The sequence below is a fragment of the Halalkalicoccus tibetensis genome (assembly GCF_037996645.1).
GTDB classification, from domain to species: domain Archaea; phylum Halobacteriota; class Halobacteria; order Halobacteriales; family Halalkalicoccaceae; genus Halalkalicoccus; species Halalkalicoccus tibetensis.
Genome location: NZ_JBBMXV010000001.1, coordinates 584,223 through 607,037, shown reverse-complemented (window position 1 = coordinate 607,037; position 22,815 = coordinate 584,223). Strand labels below are relative to the sequence as shown.

Genomic DNA, 22,815 nt, shown 5'->3' with positions numbered 1-22,815 from the left:
TCCCGGGTCGTAGTAGGCCTGCGACGGATCGCCCCGGTCTTTACCCCCTTGGACGAGAGAATTCTCCCATATGATCGGACTCGCACTCGGCAAGAAAGCGCTGAAGGCCGGATACAAACGCGCGGGCATCCCCGGTGCGATCGCCACCGGCAGCGCCGCCGCGATCGGCTACGTCGTCGTCAAACGCGCCCTCAAATCGAACACGAACGGCGGGAGCATCGACGCGGCGATCGACGCCGATCGGATCAGATCGGCCGTCGACGAGGACGGCGTCGGTGCGGTCACCGACAAAGGCACGCTGGAATCCGCCATCGACGAGGACGAGCTCGGGACCGACGTCGACATGGACGACGTCCAGTCCGATGCCGAGGACGAAACCGAGGGCGTAGACGGAGGCTCCGGCTCGGATTCCACTCAGTGAACGGTATACATCGTAGAGGTCCTGTTGAGATCCAGTAGCCGGACTCGTCGATCGATGGGACGTCCGTTCGATACGATGCTAATAGGTCGGTACAGTAGCTCGCTGTAGATCGGGTCGAATCGGGAAAGAGCCGCACTCACACTCAACGGCGGTCGTGATACCACGACCCTCGGAACTGTTATCCGCACCTCGGCCCTACGTTTGTTTGCAATGGCAAACGGAAAAGTTGATTTCTTCAACGACACTGGCGGCTACGGATTTATTTCCACTGAGGATGCGGATGATGACGTTTTCTTCCACATGGAGGACGTTGGCGGCCCGGACCTCGAGGAAGGCACAGACATTGAATTCGACATCGAACAGGCCCCCAAGGGCCCCCGAGCGACCAACGTCGTTCGCGCCTAATACGGCGCAGTAGCCCGCCACCGACTGGCGGCACTTACCACACATACCTTTTATCGATACTACGTCCCGTAGTCAGCGCTCCCCGTATCGTCCGTAGGTAGTGCTGGGTCCTCTCCCAGTTCGTCTGTGAGAGTGACGAGTAGCGTCGAGGTCCGCGGGGAGGACCGACAGGCCTTAGAACGCGCGCCCGGAAGTGAACCCCGAGGTGGGGTGGCAGAGCGGCCTATTGCGCCTGCCTTGAGAGCAGGTGTCCGAGAGGACTCATGGGTTCAAATCCCATCCCCACCGTCGGAGTNCCCCCCCCCCCCCCCCCCCACGACTCCGTAACGGATGGATTTGAAGCAGGGAGCAAAGCGCCAGCGGAGCGACCGCGGTTCAAATCCCATCCCCACCGCGTTTCCCGGCAACCGCGCCATACTCACAAACGTATTAGTTCGCGCCCCCCACGGACTCTGCATGACCGATTCCGGGAACCACCGGATCACCGAGCGCGTCGCGGCCTCCGAGCGCTCGGCGATCCGCGTGATGTTCGACATGGCCGAGGCCCACGACGGCGAGCTCGTTCGCCTGGAGGTCGGCGAGCCCGACTTCGACACGCCCGAGCACGTCACCGAGGCGGCCTTCGAGGCAGCCCGGTCGGGCGAGACCCACTACACCTCGAACGCCGGGATGCCTGAGCTCCGGGAAGCGATCGCGGCCGGGCGGGAGGGCCGGACCGCGGAGGACGTGGTCGTGACGACCGGAGGAATGGAGGCGCTGCATCTCGCGATGCTCACCGTCGCCGAGTCGGGCTCGGAGGTCGTGATCCCCGCGCCGTCCTGGCCCAACTACGCGGTCCAGGCCCGCCTGGCCGACGCGACCCCGATCGAGGTCGGGCTCCCCGAGGAGGAGGGGTTCGCGCTCGATCCCGAAACGATGATCGACGCCATGACCGAGGAGACCTCCGTCGTCGTCCTGACCTCCCCCTCGAACCCCACTGGGCGGGTGTTCGAGCCCGAGGCGGTCCGGGAGGTCGCCGCCGCGGCGGCCGAACACGACGCCTACGTGATCGCCGACGAGGTCTACCGCGGGCTCGTCTACGAGGGCGCCGACCGCGCGATGGCGAGCTACGTCGACGACCCCGAGCGGGTGCTCACGGTCGATTCGTGCTCGAAGCGCTACGCGATGACGGGCTGGCGGATCGGTTGGCTCTCGGGCCCGACCCCGGTGATCGACGAGGTGACGAAGATCCACGAGGCGACGACCGCCTGCGCCTCGAGCGTCGCCCAGCACGCCGCGCTGGCGGCGATCGAGGGGCCACAAGAACCGGTCGAGCGGATGTACGAGGCCTTCCGTGAACGCCGCGAGTACGTCGTCGAGCGGATCGGGTCGATCCCAAACGTCTCGGCGGCCCCGCCGGAGGGCGCCTTCTACGCCTTCCTCGACGTGGGCGCGCTGCCCGGCGACACCCTCTCAATCGCGAAGCGCCTGCTCCGGGAGCACGGCGTCGTCACCGCGCCGGGCAACGGCTTCGGCGAGGCCGGCGCGGGCTACCTGCGGGTGAGCTTCGCGAACGACCTCCCGCGGCTCGAGAGGGGGTTCGACGGGATCGAGGCGATGGTCCGCGAGGAGGTCTGAATGGAGCTCGCGATCACCGACGCGCTCCTGGTCACGTTCGACCCCGACCGCGACGGCTCGGGAGTCGTCGAGGACGGCGCGGTCGGCGTCACGGACGGCGAGATCACGTTCGTCGGGTCGAGCGTGGAGCTCGATGCCCGAAGCGCGGATCGGGTCATCGATGCCGCCGGCCGGGCCGTGCTCCCGGGATTCGTCGACGCGCACGTCCACACCCCGCTGACGCTGCTGCGCGGCGGCACACAGGACCTCCCCGAGATCGAGTGGATGACCCGAGGGCTCGAGCCGCTCGCGCGGGCGATGACCGACGAGGACCGGGTCGCGGGCGCCCGGCTGGGCGTGCTCGAAGGGCTTCGCTCGGGCGTGACGACCTTCGGCGAGTACACGGGCGAGGTCGGACGGATCGTCGAGGAGGTCTACGATCCGTTCGGCGCGCGCGTCGCGGCGACCGAGACGATCAACGAGGTGGCCGAAATGGTCGGTCACGACGACCCCGGCGAGGCGTACCCGCTCGATCGCTCGAAGGGCAAGGCCGCGCTCTCGCGGGCCGAGGCGTTGTTCGATCGGTACGGCGACGATCCCCTCGTGACGCCCATGTACGGCCCGCAGGCGCTCGACATGGTCTCGCCCGGTCTCCTCGGGGAGATCCGCGACCGGGCGGACGAACGCGGGGCGTCGATCCACATGCACGTCGCCCAGGGCGATCGCGAGCGCCGCCAGGTGCGGGCGCGCTACGGCCCCGACGCCACCACTGTGGGCGTCCTCGACGAGTACGGGCTGCTCGACGAGCGGCTGATCGCGGTGCACTGTCACGGCGCGACGGAGGACGAGCGCGCCCGGATCGCCGGGAGCGGTGCCCGGACGATCTGCTGTCCGAGCTCGATCGCGGCCATCGACGGGGTCGTTCCCCCGGTCGCGGAGCTCCTCGCGGCGGGCGCCCCGGTCGGGCTCGGGACCGACCAGGCGCCAGGCCCCGGCGGCCACGACATGGGCCGGGAGCTGCGGACGGCGAGCCTGCTCGCGAAGACCGATCGCGGCGACCCGACGGCGCTGCCGGCCTGGGAGGCGCTCCGGCTGGGGACCGTCGGCGGTGCGCGGGCGCTCGGGCTCGATTCGGTCGGACGGATCGCGGTCGGTGCCCGGGCGGACCTGGCCGTCTTCGCGCTCGACTCGCTCGGGACCGCACCCGCGGTCACGGAGCCGCTCCACACCGCGATCCCGAACCTCGTCTACGGCGGCGCGGACGCCGAGGCCGTGTTCGTCGACGGCGAGCCGATCGTGCTCGACGGCGAGTTCACCGCGATCGACGAACGAGCGGTTCTCGAGGAGGCGAGCGAGCGCGCCGAGGCGGTCTTCTCGCGGGCCGCCGAGGACTGGCGGGCGGCCGACTCGAAGCTCGTCGGGGCGGCAAGGGAGGGCCGGCTGTAGCTAGATCAGAAGCAGCGCCGGGACGTTGCCGGTGGTCGTTCCCCAGTAGAGGATGAGGAACTGGATCGCGTTGAACAGCCCGTGGATCACCGAGGGGACGACGAGGTTCTCGCTGTACTCGTAGCTCACCCCGAGAACGACGCTCAGGAGGACGTAGGTGACGAGCGTCGGCAGCAGCCCCTCGCCGGTGAGCGAGCCGACGTGGGCGACGGCGAAGATGACGCTCGCGATCGCGATCCCGACGGCGACCCCGAAGCGGTTCCTGAGGAGCTGCTGGATGACGCCACGAAAGAGCAGCTCCTCGCCGGGGCCCACGAGCAGGATCGACAGCGGGACGAGCACGAGCAGGATCTCGGGGTTCTGGGTGCCGAGCTCCTGAAGGCCGTGCTCGGCCGACTCGATGCCGAAGGTCATCTGGACGAGGCTGACCCCGATCAGCACGACGAACAGCGAGACCAGGCCAGCCGCGATCCAGATCAGGTCACGGAGGTCGGGCATCGACAGCATCAGCAGGTCGAACCCCTCGTCGCGGGTCGAGAGGTAGAACAGTGCGACCGAGCCGAAGCCCAGTCCCTGAAGCGTGACGACGCCGACGACGATCTGGAGCACGGGCCTGCCGAAGACGTCGATCCCGAACGCCCCGAGGAGGGCCGCGGCGACGAGGGTGAAGATCGATCCGACGGCGAACCCCGCGAAGCCGATGGCGAGGACGGTGACGAGCGTGATGGCGTACGCGAGCGGTCCGGTATCCGTCGTACGGGTATCCATTGTCGACCGTTCGGACCGACGTCCCTTTTCCCTGTCGTTTGCGCGCGACACACAGTAACCTTTTTTCGCCCCTCGCGCCCATCCGTGGTATGGACTGGCCACACGACCCCGACGGCGAGCAGGGCAGCGAGGGGATGCGACAGTACGGGATGGCGATCTTCGCGAAGAAGGTCGACGAGGAGGAGGACTTCCCGCTCGCGTTCGAGGAGTTCGTCGCCGAGTACGGCGACGATCCCATCCGGATCAACTCGAAGACGGTCGTCCCCGCCCGCGAGATCCTCGAGGGCGTCGACACCGAGGAGGTCCCCGACATCGTCGAGTTCCACCGCGCGATCGGCCGCGCGATGCGCGAGGGCGGCTTCTGGGAGTACCACCCCGTCGGCGCGAACCCCGAGCGAAACCCGGCTTAGTCGTCGTACTCGAGCAGCGGCGTCCCGGGTTCGGCCTCGGTGGCCGGCGCGCCGCCGAGCTGTCGGTCGCGGGCGGCCGCGATCGCCGCCTCCAGCAGGTCGATCGCGACCGTGTTGGCCCCCTCGGGGATGACGAGGTCGGCCTCCTTCTTCGTCGGCTCGACGAACTGCTCGTGCATCGGTTTGACCGTCGAGAGATACTGGTCGATCACGCCCTCGAGGCTCCGGCCCCGTTCGAGGACGTCCCGGCGGATGCGCCGGAGGATCCGCACGTCGGCGTCGGTCTCGACGTAGAGCCGGAGGTCGAGCATGTCGACGATCGCCTCGTCGTGGAGCGCGAGGATCCCCTCGAGGACGACGACGTCGGTCGGCTCGACGCGGACCCGCTCGCCGGTGCGGCTGTGGGTCTCGAAGTCGTACTGGGGCATCTCGATGGGCTGACCCGAGAGCAGCCGGTCGAAATGCTCCCGGAGCAGCTCCCAGTCGAACGCCGAGGGGTGGTCGTAGTTGATCTCCTCGCGCTCGTCGAGCGTGAGCTCCGGACGATCCTCGTAGTAGTTGTCGAGCGGGACGTGCGTCACGGCCCCGGCGGAGCCCTCGGCGTCCGGCTGGTCCTCCTCGAAGCCCTCCCCGGGCTCGACCCGTCGGTCGGTCCGGGAGTCGGCACCTTCGAGCCCGGCGGTGACCTCCCGGGCGACGGTCGTCTTGCCCGCGCCGGTGCCGCCGGCGATCCCGAGCACGAACGAGGGGATGGTCATCACCGACAGTGACACGTGAGCGGGTTTCAACGTCCCGGTTCGTGCCGAACGGAGGACTGACCATGATACTACCACACATGGATGCATAACTCTGCCGGGAACAGGTTTTAGCCGCTCTGTGCGAAATCCTCCCATATGGTAGAAGACCTCACTGCCCGGGACGCGATGACGACCGCCTACGTGGGGGTGAGCGAGTCGGATACGGTCGGCGACGTCATCGACGTGATGATCGAGGAGGGCGTCAGCGAGGTCGTCGTCCTCCGGGGATCGGAGGCCGTCGGCACGGTCACCGAACACGACCTCCTGCGGGCCGCGACCACCGGGACGATCCCCGTCGAGGCCGGCATCGCCTCAATGATGTCCGGTGCGGGGCCGAGCGTCGACGCGGAGACGCCCCTCTCGGAGGCCGCGAGCGAGCTCTCGACGGCCGACAGGCGCCAGCTGATCGTGCGAAACGGCGAGCGGATCGTCGGCGTGCTCACCTGCCAGGACGTGATCACCGCCACGGCGTCGATCCTCTCGGCGCCCGAGCCCGAGGAGGGGCTGTCGGACGCCGCCGAGACGAACGCGGGAGCGGAGACGGCCTCGGAGAACCCCGAGTACACCACCCAGAGCGTCTGTGAGGTCTGCGGGTCGCTGATGCCGAACCTGGCGTCGGTCAACGGCCAGGCCGTCTGCGGGGACTGCCGGGGGGTCTGAGCCGCGACCGGACGCTTCTTTGTCCTCGCACGTCTCTCCCCGCCGATGCGGATCGAACCCGCGGAGCTCGAGGAGATCGAAGCGATCGCCGACCTCTGGGTGCGCCTGGCGGTCGGCCAGCGTGCCTTCGGCTCCCACCTCGCGAGCGAGGCCAACCGCACGCGCATCGAGGAGTCGATGGGCCACTACGCCGCGGAGGGGAACCTGCTGGTGGCCCGCGAGGACGATACGCTCCTCGGGTTTGCCATGTTCTCGATCGAGCAACGGCTCTACGTCGCCGACGAGACCCGCGGGCTCGTCCACAACCTCTTCGTCGTCCCCGAGAAGCGCGGCGAGGGGATCGGCTCGGCGCTGCTGGAAGAGGCCGAGAGGGCTCTACAGGAAGACGGCGCGGCGGTGATCGGGATCGAGGTGCTCGCCGAGAACGAGGACGCCCGGCGCTTCTACGACGAGCGGGGCTACCGGCCCCATCGCGTCGAGCTAGAGAAACGAGTCGAAACCGATAACACCCCATAGCGATAGCGTACGCATGCGCCAAGGGAGCTTGGGTGGTTCAAGCACCCGACTTGTAATCGGGAGTTCGGGGGTTCAAATCCCCCCCTTGGCTTTGGGATTATATCATCTATAATTTGATATACGATAGGCAGGTACTATGGGTAAGATCATAAGATGGCTATCTACCTGGTTCATTATTTTGCCACTAGCAATCAAACGTAACCTGAGTAGGCTCTCCGTTAGGTGGAACTATTAAAAGATTCCACTCCAGAGATCCATCATCATTTTCTTTGAGATGGGTGAATAAATACTTTTTACGATTAAATAAACGGCTTGACTTGAGAACAGATTCTTTTGGCTGACATACTTCAAAATTCCGCTCCTCCATAACTTCCTTCATTGCCTCTTTTCTGATAGGTGACTCGGCAAGCGTAAAGTTAGGACCTTCAGTCATCAATCTAGAATATTGTAAACTATAAAGCCATCTGATGTCTTTTCCACTATGATATCTTGAGTTATTCGATCCATTTCACCCACTTCTAGAGAAAGTTCCAAAGCCTGGCTTTCCTCCATCATTTTCTTTGCTTTTTCCAATCTTTCTTCCTCTGGCAGCTCTGCAATGTCCGGTTCCGTTGACTTGGTTTCCCGATTTTTAATCTGGTTGACTCTGTTTTTGTTTCGGCCCTGCTCATGAATGTTTGTTCTGCTACTAGCTGGGCCTCCTGTAGCGTGAACGCGACTACTATCCTTGGAGCTGCCACGCCCGCCTCGGAACTCGTATGTGCTACTGGACATGGTACCTAATTAGCGGTCTATGATTTATTTCCGTCGTCTGGCACCTTCTCTCGTTCTTCCACAAATTCTGCAAGGTTAGCCGCAAGTTTCTCGGCAGCAGTGAAGGACATGTGAAGACGAGCAGATGACTCTCTCTCGCCGCCGAACTCAACTAAATTACCCTCCTCATCTATATAGAAATCAGCATTTGTTTTCTGGAAATCAATAATCACGTGATCCTCTGTTTCGACGACAACTCCCTCTTCTACGAATTGCTCTGTATAATTTTCGGAACGTTTCAGCTTCGTTATCGAGCTATCATTTATATTGCTGTCGGTAGGATCGGATCCCATTTGGAAACTACTATTGGAAGCAGAGAGTTATGCGTTTCCCTGATTGTATTCAGCCATATATAGCCGATCATCAGAAAGCTTAGTAACCATATTAAACTATCTGATATATCTAGAATAATAATATCAGTGAGAACATCTCTGAGACAGCCGACGCCATCAAGAGACCCCCGCCCATAGCCCCCAAGAACACGTGGCCTACAGCAACAGCGAGGTCCTCGATGTCCTCGACGAGATGCCCCACGGCGGCGGGGAGCACTACAGCAAGGAGGAGGGCAAACTCCACCCCGACGCTGCCGACGTAACCGTCTCCACCCTCTCGGAGCTCGAAGAAGCCGCGGGGCCGGATCACGTAATCCATATCGACTCGGACATCGAGTTCGGCTCGACGGAGCTCGACATCGGCCGATCCACTCTAGTGGGCGACAGGGGGTGGGACGGCTCCGAGGGCGCGCTGCTGTCCACCGGCGTCGAGGGCCACACCGGGGGCGGGACGGGCTCGGATCGCCCCTACACGATGCTCTACAGCACGGCGACCGAGGGCGCTCCCAGAGTTACGGGCCTCCGGCTCCGGGGGGCCTCCCACGACCGCGAGGAGTACGCGCCGAACGACCCGGAGGTCTACCCGGGCAACCTCGCCCGCGCGATCACGCTGCAGGGAGAGGGCGGCGAGGTCGACAACTGCGAGATCTGGGGCTGGACGTGGGCGGGGGTCCACGTCAAGGGCTGTATCGAGGAGGATCGCTGGACCGACGACGCCCACGTCCATCACTGTCACCTCCACACCTCGAAGCAGGACGGCTACGGCTACGGGATTGACGTCTGGATGGGCTTCGCGGAGATCGACCACGTCTACTGCAACGATCAGCGCCACGCGATCACCGGCCAGGGCCGATACCGGTGTGGCTATCGGGCGAGAGAGCTCGTCGTCGGCCCCGACCAGTTCGGCCACACGATCGACATGCACTGTCTGACCGAGAACGACATCTCCTACGACACGACCGAGGAGGATCCCGACTTCGGGCTCCGGGCCGGCGGAGTGGTCGAGGTCCGCGACAGCACCTTCCTCCACGACTCGGCCGCGGTCGCGACCTGCCGCGGGCAGCCCTGGGAGCGCTTCGAGCTCGTCGACTGCCGGATCAGCCACGACGCGATCCCCGAGTCGAACTCCGGCAACGACAGGGCGGGAAGCTGGTACCAGCAGAACGTCCACGGCGTGACGGGCAACGACGGCGAGCGCTACGATCCGCTGGTCCCCGACGGGGAGTTCACCGACCGCTGGGGGACGTCGGGCAACGAAACCGGCGCCTCGGACCCCGACGTCGCCTGGAGTCCCGACCGCGGAGCGTCGATCGACTTCGAGAACCCGGAGGACAGCCCCGCCTACCGGGGATACGACGACCCTGAAGCTTGAGAGGCTCCGATCCGGTCGCGGAAACGAGGAGAGGGGCCGGAATTAATGTATGTATATCTATATTACTGCGAGCCGTAGGAGTAGAGGCTGGCTGCCCGCCAGCAGCGGTGTGAGGAGGGGGAAGTGGTGCTTGGATCGCCACACGCTGCCCATCCCCGCTTGGTCTGTCAGGGACGCGATCCGTCTCCTGCCGGGACGACTGTCTCGTCCCGATTCGTTGCGATTCGATGGCGCCGCCCCTGCCAGGGGAGGGAGTGGGCGGCGCCCGTCATCGGACTACTGAGCACGCGGAGCGAAGAGCCACTCGGTCACGAACAGCGCGACCGACAGCGGCACGACCAACGTGAGGAACATCGTCGGGGACATAGGTTATTCACCTCCAAATTGCAACACTACCTGACATTATAAAAATATGTATGTTTTCGTATGTAAACTGTCGGAGAGTTTCGCCGACCGCCTCTCTCCGGGGTTCGACGATCGTCGTAGAGTGGTTTTAATATCGTCGAACCAGTCGTACGAATCGAACAGATGACCGTAGTCGGAGAGCCCAAACATGGATCGCTGCCCGAAGAACTGTCCTCCTCGACCGCCAAGCTCGTCTACCTCTACCTGCGGACGGCGGGCGACGCCACGCCCGACCAGCTACAGTCCGCGCTCGGGGTGAAGAAGCTCACGCTCTTCCCGGTGTTGCACCGCCTCGAGACCGAGGGCTTCATCGAGACGGTCGATGGGGGCGGGAGCTACTCCGCCATCCGATAGAAGGAGGTGATCCGCGGAGTCCCGCACCCGACGGCCCGTACTGTTATTCTCCTGTGCTCGTAAGACGCCAGTGGAAGGGGCGGGATTCGAACCACGCGAAGCCTGTGCACGAAAACGTGCGTCGGCGCTCTACCTCTGAGCCACACTTCCCTATACCGTCGCTACGGGGGTTGCGAGCAAGAAGCCAACGATCGACGAGGTGCGGCTGTCGGGCGCACGCGGGCGCCGGGAGCGATCGCGGACGCCTCAGTAGCTGCGGATCTTCGGCTCGTAGGTCTTGTCCTCGCCCTCGAGGATGACGGGCTTGAACCAGAGCTCGGGCGTGCCGTCGTTCCACGAGAGCAGCGTGTGTTTGAGCCACTTCTCGTCGCGCCGTTCCTGGTACTCCTGGCGCCAGTGGGCGCCCCGGAACTCGTCGCGCGCGAGCGCGCCCAGCGTGATCGCCTCGGCGGTGTCGATCAGGTTGCGCATCTCGATGGTCTGTTGGAGGTCGGTGTTGAACGTCCGCGAGGGGTCGTCGACGTAGACGTCCTGGTACTGCTCGCGCACCTCGCGGATGTCGCGCAGCGCCTGCTTGAGCCCCTCCTCGGTCCGGAACACGTTGACGTTCTGGGTCATCGTCTTCTGGAGCTTCTCGCGGAGCTCGGCCTGCTGGACGCCGTCCTCTTTCTCCATCAGGTGATCGACCCGGCGGTTCTCGGCCTGGACGGCCCGGTCGACGACCTCGTCGGGCTCGGGGATGACGCTCGCCCCCTCGCTCCGGGGGTCGCCACCGTCGGACCGCGTCGCGTCCCGACGTGATTCGGAGTCGTCGACGTCCGAACCCCCGTCGGCGACGGCCTCGTCGTCGGCGTGGATCGCGCCGGGCGCGACCGGAGTGTCGACCTCGCCGATCTCCGTGTCCTCGGTCCGCCCGGTCTCGATGATCGCCTCGCCGAGGTCCGTTCCCGCGGCGTGCCGTCCCGCCCGTGCGCCGAAGACGATGAGCTCGGGCAGCGCGTTCCCGCCCAGCCTGTTCGCGCCGTGGACCGACGCACAGGCACACTCGCCGACGGCGTAGAGCCCCGAAACGAGCGTCTCGCCGTTCTCGTCGGTCTCGATGCCGCCCATCGCGTAGTGCTGGCCGGGCTTGACGGGCATCGGCTCGACGAGCCCGTCGACGCCCTCGAAGTCGCCCGCCAGGTGCAGGATGTTCTCGAGGCGGTCGATGATGCGCTCCTCGCCCAGGTGGCGCATGTCGAGGTGGACGTACTCGTCGTTGATGCCGCGGCCCTCGTTGACCTCGGTGAGCTCCGCGCGAGCGACCACGTCGCGGGAGGCGAGCTCGCCCGAATTGGAGGCGTAGCCGTGTTCGAACATGAACCGCTCGCCCTTCTCGTTGTAGAGGATCCCGCCCTCGCCACGGACGCCCTCGGAGATGAGCACGCCGGTGCTCGGGAGCGTCGTCGGGTGGAACTGGATGAACTCCATGTCCTCCATCGGAACGCCCGCCCGGTAGGCCATCGCGGGGCCGTCGCCCGTGTTCGAGACGGCGTTGGTGGTGTGGTCGTAGACCTGGCCGGGCCCGCCGGTCGCGAGGATGACGCCGTCTCGCGCCCGGAAGCCCGCGACTTCACCGGTTTGAACGTCGTAGCCGACGACGCCGTGACACTGGCGTTTCTCGGGGTCGGGGTCCTCGGTCACGGCGAGGCGTGAGACGTACCACTCGTCGTAGACCTCGATCCCGCGTTTGACGACCTGCTGGTAGAGCGTGTGCAGCAGGTGGTGACCGGTCTCGGCGCCCGCGTACGTGGTTCGGGGGAACGAGAGCCCGCCGAAGGGGCGCTGGGACATCCGACCGTCCTCCTCGCGGGAGAACGGCATCCCCCAGTTCTCGAGCTGGATCGTCTCCTGGGGGCTGTCCTGACAGAGGGTCTCGATCGCGGGGGCGTCCCCGAGGTAGTCGGAACCCTTCATCGTGTCGTAGGCGTGGTCCTGCCAGGAGTCGCCCTCCCGGAGCGCGGCGTTGATGCCGCCCTCCGCCGCGCCGGTGTGGCTGCGAACGGGGTGGAGTTTCGTGACGAGCGCGACGTCCGCGCCCTCCTCGTGGGCCGCGATCGCCGCACGGAGGCCGGCGCCGCCCGCGCCGACGACGAGTACATCGTGTTCGTACATGATCGGTGATTAGGAGTGTATCGTATTGAGGTTGTGGTTGCGCTACGGTCCTACCAGAACTTGAGGTTCTTCTTGACCGCCTCCCGCTTGAGCTCCTGGATGTGCTCGGTCAGCGGGATGTCCTTCGGGCAGACGTTCGTACAGGAGAACTGGGTCTGACAGCGCCAGACGCCGTGCTCCTGCTCGATCAGCCGTAGGCGGTGGTCCTTCATCTCGTCGCCCTCGCGCTCGTCCATCGCGAAGCGGTAGGCCATGCTGATCGCCGCCGGGCCGAGGTAGCTGTCGTCGCCCGCCGCGATGTTACACGAGGACATACAGGAGGCACACCAGATACATCGGGTGCCCATCTTGATCTTCTCGCGGTTCTCCCGGCTCTGGCGCTGCTCCTCGAGCTCGCCGTCGGGTTTCTCCTCGGTCTGGAAGTACGGCTCGACGGCCTCCATCTGCTCGTAGAAGGAGTCCATGTCGACGACGAGGTCCTTGACGACCTCCTGATGAGGGAGGGGCTCGATCCGAACCGGGGTATCGAGCTCGGCGATCTGGGTCTGACAGCCCAGCCGTTGGCGGCCGTTGATGAAGAAGGCGTCCGACCCACAGATCGCCTGGCGACAGGAGTGTCTGAAGGTCAGCGAGGAGTCGTGGTGGTCGCGCGCGTACATCACCGCGTCGAGGACCGTCATCCCCTTCTCGAAGGGGACGTGGAAGGTGTCGAAGCGGGGCTCCTGTTTGGCCTCGACCTCCGGGTCGTAGCGAAAGACCTTGATCTCGACGGTTTCCTCGCTCTCCCGTGTGCGCTCGTCGTTCAACCGCTGTCGCCGTTCCTCTTTCGACGCCCTCTCCTGCATCCGGCGGTCCTGATGGGGCGAGTGCGGCTCCGCCTGTCCCGATTCGACTTCCGCCTCCTCCGTCTCCTGTGATGTTTGTGTGCTCATGGTGGTGTCAGTAGAGTCCGATTCCCGCGAGTGCGTTCGCCGTTCTGATCCCCTGGACGATCAACAGCAGGCTCGCGACGATCAGCACCCACTTGACGACCGTCTTCGGGGTGCCCGTGATCCCCTGATTGGTCACGGCGTTGTAGACGCCGTTGACGCCGTGGAACGTCGCGGTGATCAGGAACAGGACCATCAGCGAGTAGTAGCCGAGGTCCTGCATCCGGTACTGGCTGCCCGCGAACGTGATCTCCGAGGCGTGGTTCACGAAGTGAAGCAGGAAGAAGTGGAAGGCGAGCACCACGATCAGGAACGCCGCGGTGATCCGCTGGATCAGCCAGAGGCTGCCGTTGGAGTCGAACGAGGAGTACCGTTCCGCCATCTAGAACACCCCCTCGATGAACGTCGGCACGCTCGCGATGGCGATCAGGCCCGTCACGATCAGCGCCGCGTAGAAACTCTTGTCCTGTGCTTCGAGGCCGACCCCGAGGTCGATCATCAGCAGTCGGATGCCGTTCAGGATGTGAAAGACCGCGACCGCGAGCAGGCCGACCTCGAGGACACGGACGATGAAGAGGCTCTCCAGGCTCTGGATGGTCTCGGTGTACGCTCCCGTCCCGACGGTCGCCGTGCTCAGGACCGCGATATGTGTAAACAGGTAGCCGATGAGTACCCAGCCGGTGAACTTGTGGAAGATCCACGCCCACATGCCGGCGGTGAACTCGCGCCACCGACCGAAGTCCTCGACGAGGCCACGATTGTACGACTGACTCATTCCTGCTTGGGTCTTGGACTCATGGACTAAAGAGGTTACTACCTCGCACGATCGACCGCTTCGAGGGCTCTCGTAGCAACGTTCGGACCCGTTCACTCCCCGACCGAGCGCCGGGAAGCGACGATGTCCTCGATGGTCTCGTCGAGCTCGACGAGATGGCAGATCGGGTTGCCCGGATAGACCACGGGGTTCTCGAGCACGCCCACCAACAGGCCGGTGAAGGGGGCCTCGACCACGTCGGTTTCGGTCATGAACGGGTTGGTGATCGTACAGATCGGCTTACCCTCGTAGACGAGCGCGCCCCGGCGGTGGTGCATGTCGACGATCCCGCCCGAGTCCGCCCGGATCCACGTCTTCTCGAGGTCGTCCTGGATCACCGTCCGCCAGCCCGGCCAGCGGACCTTCGTTTGGGGGTAGAGCCCGTACTCGGCGAAGACGCTCTCGGTCCCCGCGAGCGCCTCGTCGATCAGGTCCCGCTGGAACTGGTGGGCCCCGCCCATCTCGATCGTCACGGTGGGGGTGCCGCCGTCGCTGGCCTCCCGGCGAAGCGTTCCTTCGGGGCCCTCGCTCGCGATGATGACGTTCGAGGCGAACGCGAACGCGAGGCGCCTGACCTCGGGGTCCTCCATGTGAGCCCGGACGTGGAGCATGTTGTTCCGGCCGCGCGTCGAGGTGTGGAAGTCGAGGACGAAGTCACACGGCTCGATGAAGTTGGTGTAGATCCGGTGGGCCATCCGCCGGGCGCTGGTCCCGCCCTCCGAGCCGGGGAACGACCGGTTCAGGTCCCGATCGAGGATCGGCAGGTAGCGCTGCTGGGCGAGGAAGCCGGGGACGTTGAGCACCGGGAGACAGACGATCGTCCCGTGGAGGTCCGTGTGATCCCACTCGTGGGCCACGGCCCTGACCACCTCGATCCCGTTGAGCTCGTCGCCGTGGGTCGCGGCGGTGAGACAGGCCGTCGGACCGTCGTGCTCACCGTTGACAATCGTCACGGGGATCCTGATGGGGTCGCCGAGATACGTCTCGCTGACCGTATAGCGGATGTTCGTCGTCTCCCCGGGGGCGACCGTTCCGCCGTTGTAGGTGAAGGCGGAGGGCGCGGCTGTCATGGCTGTGTCTGCGGGCCCGGCACGTAATAAGTCTCCCAGGTGGATCGGCCGGACTGGCAACGCTTTTGCACCCGCCGTGAGTTGCCGTGAGTATGGGAACCGGGAGCGTCCGAGTCGGGGTACTGAGCCTCCACAGTAGCAAAGAGACGAAAGCCATCCTGAACGCCATCGAGGACCTCGGCCACGAGGGGGAGTGGCTCAGACAGGAGAACACCGCCATCGAGATCGACTCCGACGGCGTACACCTCGAGCCCGACGTCGACGTGATCGCCAATCGGCTGTTGCTCTCGAACACGGGCCACCCCAGCGAGGAGCTGGGCCTGGCGACGACCTACGAGTCGCTGCGCCCGATGCTCAACGAGCCCCAGGCGACGCTGACCGCCCTCCATAAGTTCGCGACCGGCGTGACGCTCGCCGACGCGGGCGTCCCCGTGCCCGACGCGCTGCTCGCGCTCGACAACCGCCGGCTCAACGAGGGCCGTGGCGAGTTCGGCGAGGAAGTCGTCTACAAGACCGCCATCGGCACTCACGGCGGCGGCACCTGGAAGATCGGCCCCAACGAGTCGGTCAACCCCCGCGTCGGCAATCGCCAGGCGTTCCTCCAGGAGCTGATCGAGCGCGACGGGGAGAAACACCGCGACCTGCGGGTCTACGTCGTCGGCGACCGGATCATCGGCGCGATGAACCGCTACGCGCCCGAGAACGACTGGCGGACGAACGTCGCCCTCGGCGGCGACGTCGAGGACGCGAGCGACCGTCTGCCCGAGGAGGTCGTCGAGATGGCGAGGCGGGCGACCGACGAGATCGGGCTCGACTACGCCGGCGTCGACCTCATCGAGGGCGAGAACGGCTGGTTCGTCCTGGAAGTCAACCCCACGGCCGGCTTCCGCGGGCTCTATCGGGCGTCGAACGTCAGCCCCGCGCCCTACATCGCCCAGGAGGCGATCGAGCTCGGCGGCGGGGAGGTCGATCCCGAGCGCGTCCACGACCTCTCGGCGACCCTCGACGACTCGCGACCCGCCTCGATGCCCCCGGAGGCCGAACAGGTCCGCGACGAGGTCGTCTCCATCGGCTACACCGAGGAGGTACTGGTCAGCGGGACCAGCGGCAGCGAGACCGTGATCGCCAAGTCCGACACCGGCGCGGCCCGCACCAGCATCGACACCGGCCTCGCCGCCGAGATCGGCGCCGGCCCGATCAAGTCCATCACGCGGGTACGCTCGGGCAGCTCGAAGTCCAGCCGGTCCCGACCCGTAGTGGACCTCGTCGTCGGCGTCAGCGGCAACCAGCACACCGTCACCGCGAGCATCGAGGACCGCAGCCACATGGACTACGCGCTGCTTCTGGGTCGAGACATCCTCGAGAACTACCAGGTCGACGTCCGCCGCCGCGCCGAGGCGGAGGACTACGACCCCGACAAGGAAGAAGAGGAGGAGTAGCTCAGTCCTCGGCCTCGTAGGCCGCCCAGACGTACTTCGTTCCGGCCGATCGATAGGGTCGCCAGGCGTCGGCGATCTCGCGCATCTCCGCGCGCGTCAGCTCCTCGCCGTCGTTGTAGAGGTTCTCGATACCGCGCCGGACCGCCAGATCGCCGAGCGGCAGGACGTCCTCACGTTCGAGGACGAACAGCAGGTACATCCGGGCGGTCCACTCGCCGATCCCCTTGATGCGGGTCAGCTCCTCGATCACCTCCTCGTCGGTGTGGTCGGCGAGCGCCTCCCGGGTCAGGTCACGCTCGAGAAAGGCCTCCGCGGCGTTTTTCACGTACTCGGCTTTCGTCCGACTGAGGCCGGCCTCGCGAAGCGCCTCCTCGTCGGCGGCCAGCACCGCCTCGGGCGTCACCCCGTCGTCGAACAGGTCGAAGACGCGTTCCTTGACGGCGGCGGCGCTGGCGGTCGAGAGCTGCTGGTTGATGATCGAAACGATCAGTCGCTCGAACTCCGAATCCCATTCGGGCTCGACGTAAGGATCGTACTCGCTAATCAGGGCCTCCATCACGGGGTCCTCCCGTAGGCGTGCGAGCGCGTCGTCTGCCATCGCCGTCGCTAGGGACGCGAACCACCTGACGGTACCGGTCCGGCCGTCGTCAGCTAATAAACTGAATACGGGTTGTTAATCCAGGAGAGGGAAACGTTGAAACGGGTTGCAGTCCCACCGTGGAGCATGGAGTTAGACGACGTCAACACCATCACGGTTCTCGGTGCCGGAAACATGGGCCACGGGATCGCGGAGGTCGCCGCGATCGCCGGCTACGACGTCTACATGCGCGACATCAAGGAGGAGTTCGTTCAGAACGGCTACGAGCAGATCGAGTGGAGCCTCGGGAAGCTCGCGGAGAACGACCGCCTCTCGGAGGACGCCGCGGACGCGGCCCTGGAGCGGGTCACCCCCGTCGTCGACGTCGAGGAGGCGGTCGCGGACACCGACTTCCTGATCGAGGCGGTCCCCGAGCAGATGGAGATCAAGAAGGACGTCTACACCGACGTCGAACAGTACGCCCCCGAGGGGGCGGTCTTCGCGACCAACACCTCCTCGCTCTCGATCACCGAGCTCTCGGAGGTCACCGAGCGCCCCGAGCGGTTCTGTGGGATGCACTTCTTCAACCCGCCGGTCCGGATGGACCTCGTCGAGGTCATCACGGGCGAACACACCGACGAGGAAACGCTCGAACTGACCGAGGCGCTCGCCGAGGAGTTCGGCAAGACGCCCGTGCGCGTCCACCGCGACGCCCCCGGATTCATCGTCAACCGCGTGCTCGTCCCGCTGATGAACGAGGCCGCGTGGCTCGTCAGCGAGGACGAGGCGACGATCACGGAGGTCGACTCGACGACGAAGTTCGAGATCGGCCACCCGATGGGCGCGTTCGAGCTCGGCGACCAGGTGGGCAACGACGTGAGCTACCACGTCCTCCAGTACATGAACGATGTTCTGGGCGAGGCCTACGAGCCCGCCCCGCTGCTCGTCGAGAAGGTCGAGAACGAGGAGCTCGGGAAGAAGACCGGCAAGGGCTTCTACGACTACGAGGACGGCCCCGGCGCGGAGATCCCCGCCGACGAGGGCTCGGAGTTCGTCGAGGCGCGCCTGCTGGCCTCGATGGCCAACGAGGTCGCGAAGCTGATCGGCGGGGACATCGCCCCGCCCGACTCGATCGACGAGGCGGTCACCCTCGGCGGCGGGTGGCCCGACGGCCCCGTCAAGCTCGTCGACGAGTACGGGCTCGAACGGCTGCTCGAAACGCTCGAGGAGGCCTACGAGGAGACGGGCCACGAGCGCTACCGGCCCGACGACTACCTCCGCGAGCGCGCCGAGGCGGGTGGGTTCTACGACGCCGCCGAGGACGGGGATCCGGAGGGCTACGAGTACGACGCCATCGAGGTCGAGGTCGACGGCCGGATCGGCCATCTGTCGATCGACCGGGCCCACCGGATGAACACGATCACGACGGACATGATCGACGAGATCGACGACGCCCTCGACAAGCTGGCCGAGGACGACGACGTCCGCGCGATCCTGCTTTCGGGTGCCGGCGACCGGGCCTTCTCGGCCGGCTTCGACGCCTCGACGGCCGCCGCCGGGAGCGGCCTCGAGGCCGCCGAGCTCTCGCGACACGGCCAGCGGGTGTTCGGACGCCTCGAGGAGCTCGCCAAACCCGTCCTCGCCGCGATCGACGGCTACTGTCTGGGCGGCGGGATGGAGCTCGCGGCCTGCGCCGACATGCGGATCGCGAGCGAGCGCTCGCAGTTCGGCCAGCCCGAGCACAACCTCGGACTCCTGCCCGGCTGGGGCGGGACCCAGCGGCTCCCGCGGATCGTCGGCGAAGGCCGCGCGAAGGAGATCATCTTCACCGCGGACAACGACTACGAGCCCGAAACGATGTACGACTACGGGTTCGTCAACGAGGTCGTCCCGACCGAGGAGTTCGACGAGCACGCCCGGGAGCTCGCGGGCGATCTCGCGGGCGGCCCGCCGATCGCCCAGAAGCTCACGAAACGCGCGATGCTCGCGGGCCGAGGCGACGTCGATGCCGGCCTGGAGCTCGAGGCCAGTTCCTTCGGCCACCTCTTCACCACGGACGACCTCTGGGAGGGGCTTTCGGCCTTCCAGAGCGATCGCGAGCCGGAGTTCGAGGGGGAGTAGATCGACGCGGAACGGAACGTTTAAACGAATCTGCCGGGAACGGTAGGACGCGAGCGGAGTGATCGCTCGGTTGGTGTAGTCCGGCCAATCATTTCGGCCTTTCGAGCCGATGACCGGGGTTCAAATCCCCGACCGAGCACTTCCCTCTTGCAGTTTTCTGCCATGGATAACCAGAAGTAAATCCATCATGGCATCATCCGAGTCGACTCAACGGAACGACCTCCCGAATAGCATTCCTGTCCTCACTCAACCAGCAAAGCGGTACCTCAACGACAGGCAACAACAGGACTACGAAACCCATCGGAGGAACCTTCTCAGTTGGCTCCATACCCTGGGGAAGAATCCAGAAGCAAACCAGGGATACAGTGACTCAACTCTTGAGAAGACTGCGTACCGATTAGACCAATTCTATCGGTGGGTATGGCAAGAAGAAGGATACACAACGAACATCACTCAGGAGCTTGCAAACGACTATCTCAACCATCTCAAGCAATCCGATACATCGGCTTCCCATGGGAACAAGATAGTCAAATCCCTCAAAAGGCTCTTCAAATGGCAAGAGTATCAGAAGGGGCTCAACCCATGGGAACCCAACGTAGCCTTCTCGTCGGGGAATACCAGTTCCCAACCACGGGATTACCTTACCAAAGAAGAACGGACCAAAATACGGGAAGCTGCCCTTGAGTATGGGTCTGTTCCGGGGTACAATGACCTCACTCCTTCCGAGAGAGACCAATGGAAGACATACTTGGCCCAACGGTTCGGTAAACCCAAGTCAGAGGTCACCCCAGAGGATTGGGAGAAGGCCAATGAATGGAAAATCCCCAGTATGGTTTGGGTCTCACTGGATGCCGGGCTTCGACCAGTAGAGATAGAACGAGCTTCCGTCAGTTGGATTGATACCCAGAATGGGATGCTACGAATACCTAAGGAGGATTCATCGAAGAATCGAGATAACTGGTACGTCGGATTGACCGAACGAACAGCAGATTCCTTGAGACGGTGGCTCAGAGAGCGAGAGAACTGCGAGATGTACCATGGAACGGATTCTCTGTGGTTGACGAGGGAAGGAAACCCCTACCAAGCACAATCGCTCAGATACCTTCTCAGGCGTCTCTGTAAGCTTGCAGAGATTCCCGTGGAGAACCGTAAGATGTCTTGGTATGCTATCCGCCATTCCCTTGGCACATACATGACCGCAGAGAGGGACCTGAAAGCAGCTCAGAGCCAATTGAGGCATAAGAGTCCCCAGACGACCATGCGGTACGACCAAACGCCAATAGAGGACCGCAAGGAGGCTCTGGAACGGATTGGGTAAGACCACGAGCCCATAGAACGTTCTGCTATTCCCTCTATCTCCATTATGTTGTCACGATTATCCCATGTCTTCACAAATGTACCTGAATAACCTGGTGATACAAGGAGTGTCAAGATTACCCAAAGAGACTAACAGAAACTACTAACAACTTCGTTATCGCAATTCAGGAAAGATGGGGAAGGAAGAGCTCATAAAAATGACTGTGGCATCTATTATCGGTGCTCTATTCATCTTTATTATTTCAATCATATTACAATGGGCTGGAGCCAGTTTCGCTCTTATTAGCTCTGCAACAGGCATTTTATTAGTGATATTCTGGTTGTATGACTGGATATTTGATGAAGAAGTCAAAGGAGAAAACGAAGCACAAGAGGAAGGAAATGAAAGCTCCGAACTTGACGAAAAAGAAATACCCCCTAAGATGGCAGCCGGTAGAGTTCCAGGAAATAGAGAAAAGCCTGTTGGGCGGAATAAAAACCGAGAAGAGATACGGTCTTCCGCAGATACAATAAAGGAAAATTGGGAATGGGCAGGCACAGGGCAGCATCCAAATATGACTGTATATTTCGTTCGTTGGATGAGGACTTTTTTCAATGAATTAGCTATTGGAGAATCGTATGAACAAAGGTGGTCATATTGGATAGAACGAGTTGCGATTTCCCTTGGGGTGCTGTCTTATCTTTGGATGTTCCTGATTATAGGACGGAGTGTAAATGAGCTAATCGGTCTACCATCATTTCTCCAACCTGTTGTGTCAGTAGCACCCTCCACGATTAATCTCATGCCTGCTTACTCCATGACAGGGTTCCTTTATCTTGTTCTACCTATAGGTATTATTTCCGCTATCAGCTGGTACTATACCACAAAACAAGAAACTATTTGCCCAACTTGTGGAGAGACGTTTACCCTTATTAGTGAGGGACGGTACTATCGTCCTGAAAATGTTCATCCTCCAGTTGGACCCCATAGGAGCAAAGAGTCATCAATTGTGATTAATGGGATACAAATCTGGAAATGCAAGTCCTGTAGAAACCAAATTATTCAAGATATCCAATGGGAAGAGTAGAAATAGCCACTCTTCATATCAATTGGTCTTTCTCTCCTATCTCTGGAAGCTCACAGGTGCTTAGGACGGACAGCAAATCATCAAAGGTTTTCTCATCTCTTCACTTCTCAAACTGCTCATAGGCCAACTAAAGAGCACACAAATCTATTGTTTCATCATACCCATGATTGATGGAGCAGATTATCCCGGTTATCCTGAACCGGAACCAGAACTAGAACCGGGATGGAAATTAAAACTCAAACATGTTGGGATTGCTCTAATAAGAAGTTCTTCTATCTATTCTCGCTGATAGTAACAAGTGTAAAGATGGTATTGTCGGGTGTAGTTGGAGCCTTATTAGCTCTCCATTTTGACCGAACAGTTCCCGAAGGGATTTCGACAGATACGATTTGGATAATTGTTCTTATTTTCGTTTTTTCGTATGCTGCCTACCATCATCTGGAGAATTTTATGGAGGACACTGACCTACCCCCCTATGAGTGAAGTTCCACTAAATAGACGGTCATAGTTCGCGTCTGAACAAACCCAATGAGAATATCAGAGCACTATCCTCGAAGTTTATAACCGATAATGGGACCAACAGAGTCCATGACATCCAACGAATGGCACCCACAAGATTGGATTATTGTTCTTGAAGTCCTCTCCGAATGGACTGGCACGCCTGATGGTACTCAGACATCAAGACAAATCCGAGCAGAAGAGATGATACTGGAAATTAGAGAGCAACAAGAAGTCCATCCCAGAGACCTCATTGAACAAGTTGACCAAGAGTGGTATGGACGGCTACCTATTGACCATGAATTGAGAGAGCCATAGGGGAAGCTATTCGTGGTTATTTCGCGTATATTGGGAATGAATTACCTCTGGTTTCCATTTTGAGACCGCTATATTGATTCCTAAGAGGGATTCGCCCATGCCGAGGTTTTCTTTCCATCATCCCATTGTAATCCCTTCAGGAAGCAAACTGTGGATTTGTGTGAAGGTTGTTTTGATGAGTTGGTTCGTCAGATAGAAACCCTGAAAGAGCGATAG

24 protein-coding genes and 3 tRNA genes are annotated in these 22,815 nt (G+C 62.7%); 17 read left to right on the top strand and 10 right to left on the bottom strand.

The annotated features are described in order from the left end of the window. The first annotated feature begins 70 nt into the window (after positions 1 to 70). From WOA58_RS03310 to WOA58_RS03290, 5 genes are all read left to right on the top strand, one after another. Positions 71 to 421, top strand: coding sequence for a hypothetical protein (locus tag WOA58_RS03310; RefSeq protein ID WP_340602734.1), 351 nt, complete (start codon positions 71 to 73; stop codon positions 419 to 421). Between the two features lie 210 nt (positions 422 to 631). Continuing rightward, positions 632 to 826, top strand: coding sequence for a cold-shock protein (locus WOA58_RS03305; RefSeq protein WP_122090876.1), 195 nt, complete (start codon positions 632 to 634; stop codon positions 824 to 826). 204 nt (positions 827 to 1,030) lie between these two features. Then, positions 1,031 to 1,114 (top strand) — tRNA-Ser (locus WOA58_RS03300). 168 nt (positions 1,115 to 1,282) lie between these two features. After that, a complete protein-coding gene (locus WOA58_RS03295; RefSeq protein WP_340602733.1) occupies positions 1,283 to 2,443 on the top strand; it encodes a pyridoxal phosphate-dependent aminotransferase in 1,161 nt (386 codons plus the stop codon). After that, positions 2,444 to 3,868 (top strand): amidohydrolase family protein, encoded by a 1,425-nt coding sequence (locus WOA58_RS03290; RefSeq protein ID WP_340602732.1) that lies wholly within the window; start codon positions 2,444 to 2,446, stop codon positions 3,866 to 3,868. Here WOA58_RS03290 and WOA58_RS03285 read toward each other — a convergent pair whose 3' ends face one another. Then, positions 3,869 to 4,636 (bottom strand): CPBP family intramembrane glutamic endopeptidase, encoded by a 768-nt coding sequence (locus WOA58_RS03285; protein ID WP_340602731.1) that lies wholly within the window; start codon positions 4,634 to 4,636, stop codon positions 3,869 to 3,871. Between the two features lie 89 nt (positions 4,637 to 4,725). Between WOA58_RS03285 and WOA58_RS03280 the strand changes: the two genes are divergently transcribed. Then, a complete protein-coding gene (locus tag WOA58_RS03280; protein ID WP_340602730.1) occupies positions 4,726 to 5,046 on the top strand; it encodes a DUF5785 family protein in 321 nt (106 codons plus the stop codon). On the opposite strand, the gene udk is transcribed toward WOA58_RS03280, so the two are convergent. Further along, on the bottom strand, positions 5,043 to 5,804 hold the full coding sequence (gene udk / locus WOA58_RS03275) for a uridine kinase (protein WP_340602729.1): 762 nt from the start codon (positions 5,802 to 5,804) through the stop codon (positions 5,043 to 5,045). The two genes, WOA58_RS03280 and udk, sit on opposite strands and share 4 nt — an antisense overlap. Positions 5,805 to 5,939: 135 nt before the next feature. Between udk and WOA58_RS03270 the strand changes: the two genes are divergently transcribed. From WOA58_RS03270 to WOA58_RS03260, 3 genes are all read left to right on the top strand, one after another. Next, positions 5,940 to 6,503: a CBS domain-containing protein gene (locus WOA58_RS03270; protein WP_340602728.1), complete on the top strand. Its 564-nt coding sequence runs from the start codon at positions 5,940 to 5,942 to the stop codon at positions 6,501 to 6,503. 45 nt (positions 6,504 to 6,548) lie between these two features. Continuing rightward, positions 6,549 to 7,019 carry a GNAT family N-acetyltransferase gene (locus WOA58_RS03265; RefSeq protein ID WP_340602727.1) on the top strand — a complete coding sequence of 157 codons (471 nt, stop codon included), beginning with the start codon at positions 6,549 to 6,551 and terminating at the stop codon, positions 7,017 to 7,019. A gap of 17 nt (positions 7,020 to 7,036) precedes the next feature. After that, a tRNA-Thr gene (locus tag WOA58_RS03260) sits at positions 7,037 to 7,110 on the top strand. 341 nt (positions 7,111 to 7,451) lie between these two features. Here WOA58_RS03260 and WOA58_RS03255 read toward each other — a convergent pair. Further along, on the bottom strand, positions 7,452 to 7,793 hold the full coding sequence (locus tag WOA58_RS03255; protein WP_340602726.1) for a hypothetical protein: 342 nt from the start codon (positions 7,791 to 7,793) through the stop codon (positions 7,452 to 7,454). A 17-nt stretch (positions 7,794 to 7,810) separates the two neighbouring features. Continuing rightward, positions 7,811 to 8,125, bottom strand: coding sequence for a hypothetical protein (locus WOA58_RS03250; protein ID WP_340602725.1), 315 nt, complete (start codon positions 8,123 to 8,125; stop codon positions 7,811 to 7,813). Between the two features lie 190 nt (positions 8,126 to 8,315). Here WOA58_RS03250 and WOA58_RS03245 point away from each other — a divergent pair, with 190 nt between their 5' ends. Together WOA58_RS03245 and WOA58_RS03240 are read left to right on the top strand one after the other, a co-directional pair. Continuing rightward, positions 8,316 to 9,536 (top strand): hypothetical protein, encoded by a 1,221-nt coding sequence (locus WOA58_RS03245; protein WP_340602724.1) that lies wholly within the window; start codon positions 8,316 to 8,318, stop codon positions 9,534 to 9,536. 528 nt (positions 9,537 to 10,064) lie between these two features. Then, positions 10,065 to 10,295, top strand: a complete 231-nt coding sequence (locus WOA58_RS03240; RefSeq protein WP_340602723.1) for a MarR family transcriptional regulator — start codon at positions 10,065 to 10,067, stop codon at positions 10,293 to 10,295. A gap of 246 nt (positions 10,296 to 10,541) precedes the next feature. On the opposite strand, the gene WOA58_RS03235 is transcribed toward WOA58_RS03240, so the two are convergent. The 5 genes from WOA58_RS03235 to WOA58_RS03215 all read right to left on the bottom strand — a co-directional run bounded on the left by WOA58_RS03235 (position 10,542) and on the right by WOA58_RS03215 (position 15,262). After that, complete coding sequence (locus WOA58_RS03235; RefSeq protein ID WP_340602722.1) at positions 10,542 to 12,449, bottom strand: FAD-binding protein; 1,908 nt, start codon at positions 12,447 to 12,449, stop codon at positions 10,542 to 10,544. Between the two features lie 50 nt (positions 12,450 to 12,499). Next, entirely contained in the window at positions 12,500 to 13,381 is an 882-nt protein-coding gene (locus tag WOA58_RS03230; RefSeq protein WP_340602721.1) for a succinate dehydrogenase/fumarate reductase iron-sulfur subunit, read from the bottom strand. A 7-nt stretch (positions 13,382 to 13,388) separates the two neighbouring features. Further along, positions 13,389 to 13,760: a succinate dehydrogenase hydrophobic membrane anchor subunit gene (locus WOA58_RS03225; protein ID WP_340602720.1), complete on the bottom strand. Its 372-nt coding sequence runs from the start codon at positions 13,758 to 13,760 to the stop codon at positions 13,389 to 13,391. Then, on the bottom strand, positions 13,761 to 14,153 hold the full coding sequence (gene sdhC, locus WOA58_RS03220; protein ID WP_340602719.1) for a succinate dehydrogenase, cytochrome b556 subunit: 393 nt from the start codon (positions 14,151 to 14,153) through the stop codon (positions 13,761 to 13,763). It abuts the gene before it with no gap. A 92-nt stretch (positions 14,154 to 14,245) separates the two neighbouring features. Then, positions 14,246 to 15,262 (bottom strand): succinylglutamate desuccinylase/aspartoacylase family protein, encoded by a 1,017-nt coding sequence (locus tag WOA58_RS03215; RefSeq protein WP_340602718.1) that lies wholly within the window; start codon positions 15,260 to 15,262, stop codon positions 14,246 to 14,248. A 92-nt stretch (positions 15,263 to 15,354) separates the two neighbouring features. On the opposite strand from WOA58_RS03215, the gene WOA58_RS03210 reads away from it, so the two are divergent. Further along, the gene (locus WOA58_RS03210; RefSeq protein WP_340602717.1) at positions 15,355 to 16,701 is read left to right on the top strand and encodes a RimK family alpha-L-glutamate ligase; all 1,347 of its coding nucleotides are present in this window, start codon (positions 15,355 to 15,357) and stop codon (positions 16,699 to 16,701) included. 1 nt (position 16,702) lies between these two features. Here WOA58_RS03210 and WOA58_RS03205 read toward each other — a convergent pair whose 3' ends face one another. Beyond that, a complete protein-coding gene (locus WOA58_RS03205; protein WP_340602716.1) occupies positions 16,703 to 17,299 on the bottom strand; it encodes a DNA-3-methyladenine glycosylase family protein in 597 nt (198 codons plus the stop codon). A 126-nt stretch (positions 17,300 to 17,425) separates the two neighbouring features. Here WOA58_RS03205 and WOA58_RS03200 point away from each other — a divergent pair, with 126 nt between their 5' ends. From WOA58_RS03200 to WOA58_RS03180, 5 genes are all read left to right on the top strand, one after another. Beyond that, positions 17,426 to 19,399 (top strand): 3-hydroxyacyl-CoA dehydrogenase/enoyl-CoA hydratase family protein, encoded by a 1,974-nt coding sequence (locus tag WOA58_RS03200; RefSeq protein ID WP_340602715.1) that lies wholly within the window; start codon positions 17,426 to 17,428, stop codon positions 19,397 to 19,399. A gap of 64 nt (positions 19,400 to 19,463) precedes the next feature. Then, positions 19,464 to 19,538 (top strand) — tRNA-Glu (locus tag WOA58_RS03195). Positions 19,539 to 19,586: 48 nt separating this feature from the next. Beyond that, positions 19,587 to 20,717: a tyrosine-type recombinase/integrase gene (locus WOA58_RS03190; RefSeq protein ID WP_340602714.1), complete on the top strand. Its 1,131-nt coding sequence runs from the start codon at positions 19,587 to 19,589 to the stop codon at positions 20,715 to 20,717. A 172-nt stretch (positions 20,718 to 20,889) separates the two neighbouring features. Then, complete coding sequence (locus WOA58_RS03185) at positions 20,890 to 21,783, top strand: hypothetical protein (protein ID WP_340602713.1); 894 nt, start codon at positions 20,890 to 20,892, stop codon at positions 21,781 to 21,783. A gap of 588 nt (positions 21,784 to 22,371) precedes the next feature. Continuing rightward, positions 22,372 to 22,599 carry a hypothetical protein gene (locus WOA58_RS03180; protein WP_340602712.1) on the top strand — a complete coding sequence of 76 codons (228 nt, stop codon included), beginning with the start codon at positions 22,372 to 22,374 and terminating at the stop codon, positions 22,597 to 22,599. Positions 22,600 to 22,815: the final 216 nt, after the last annotated feature.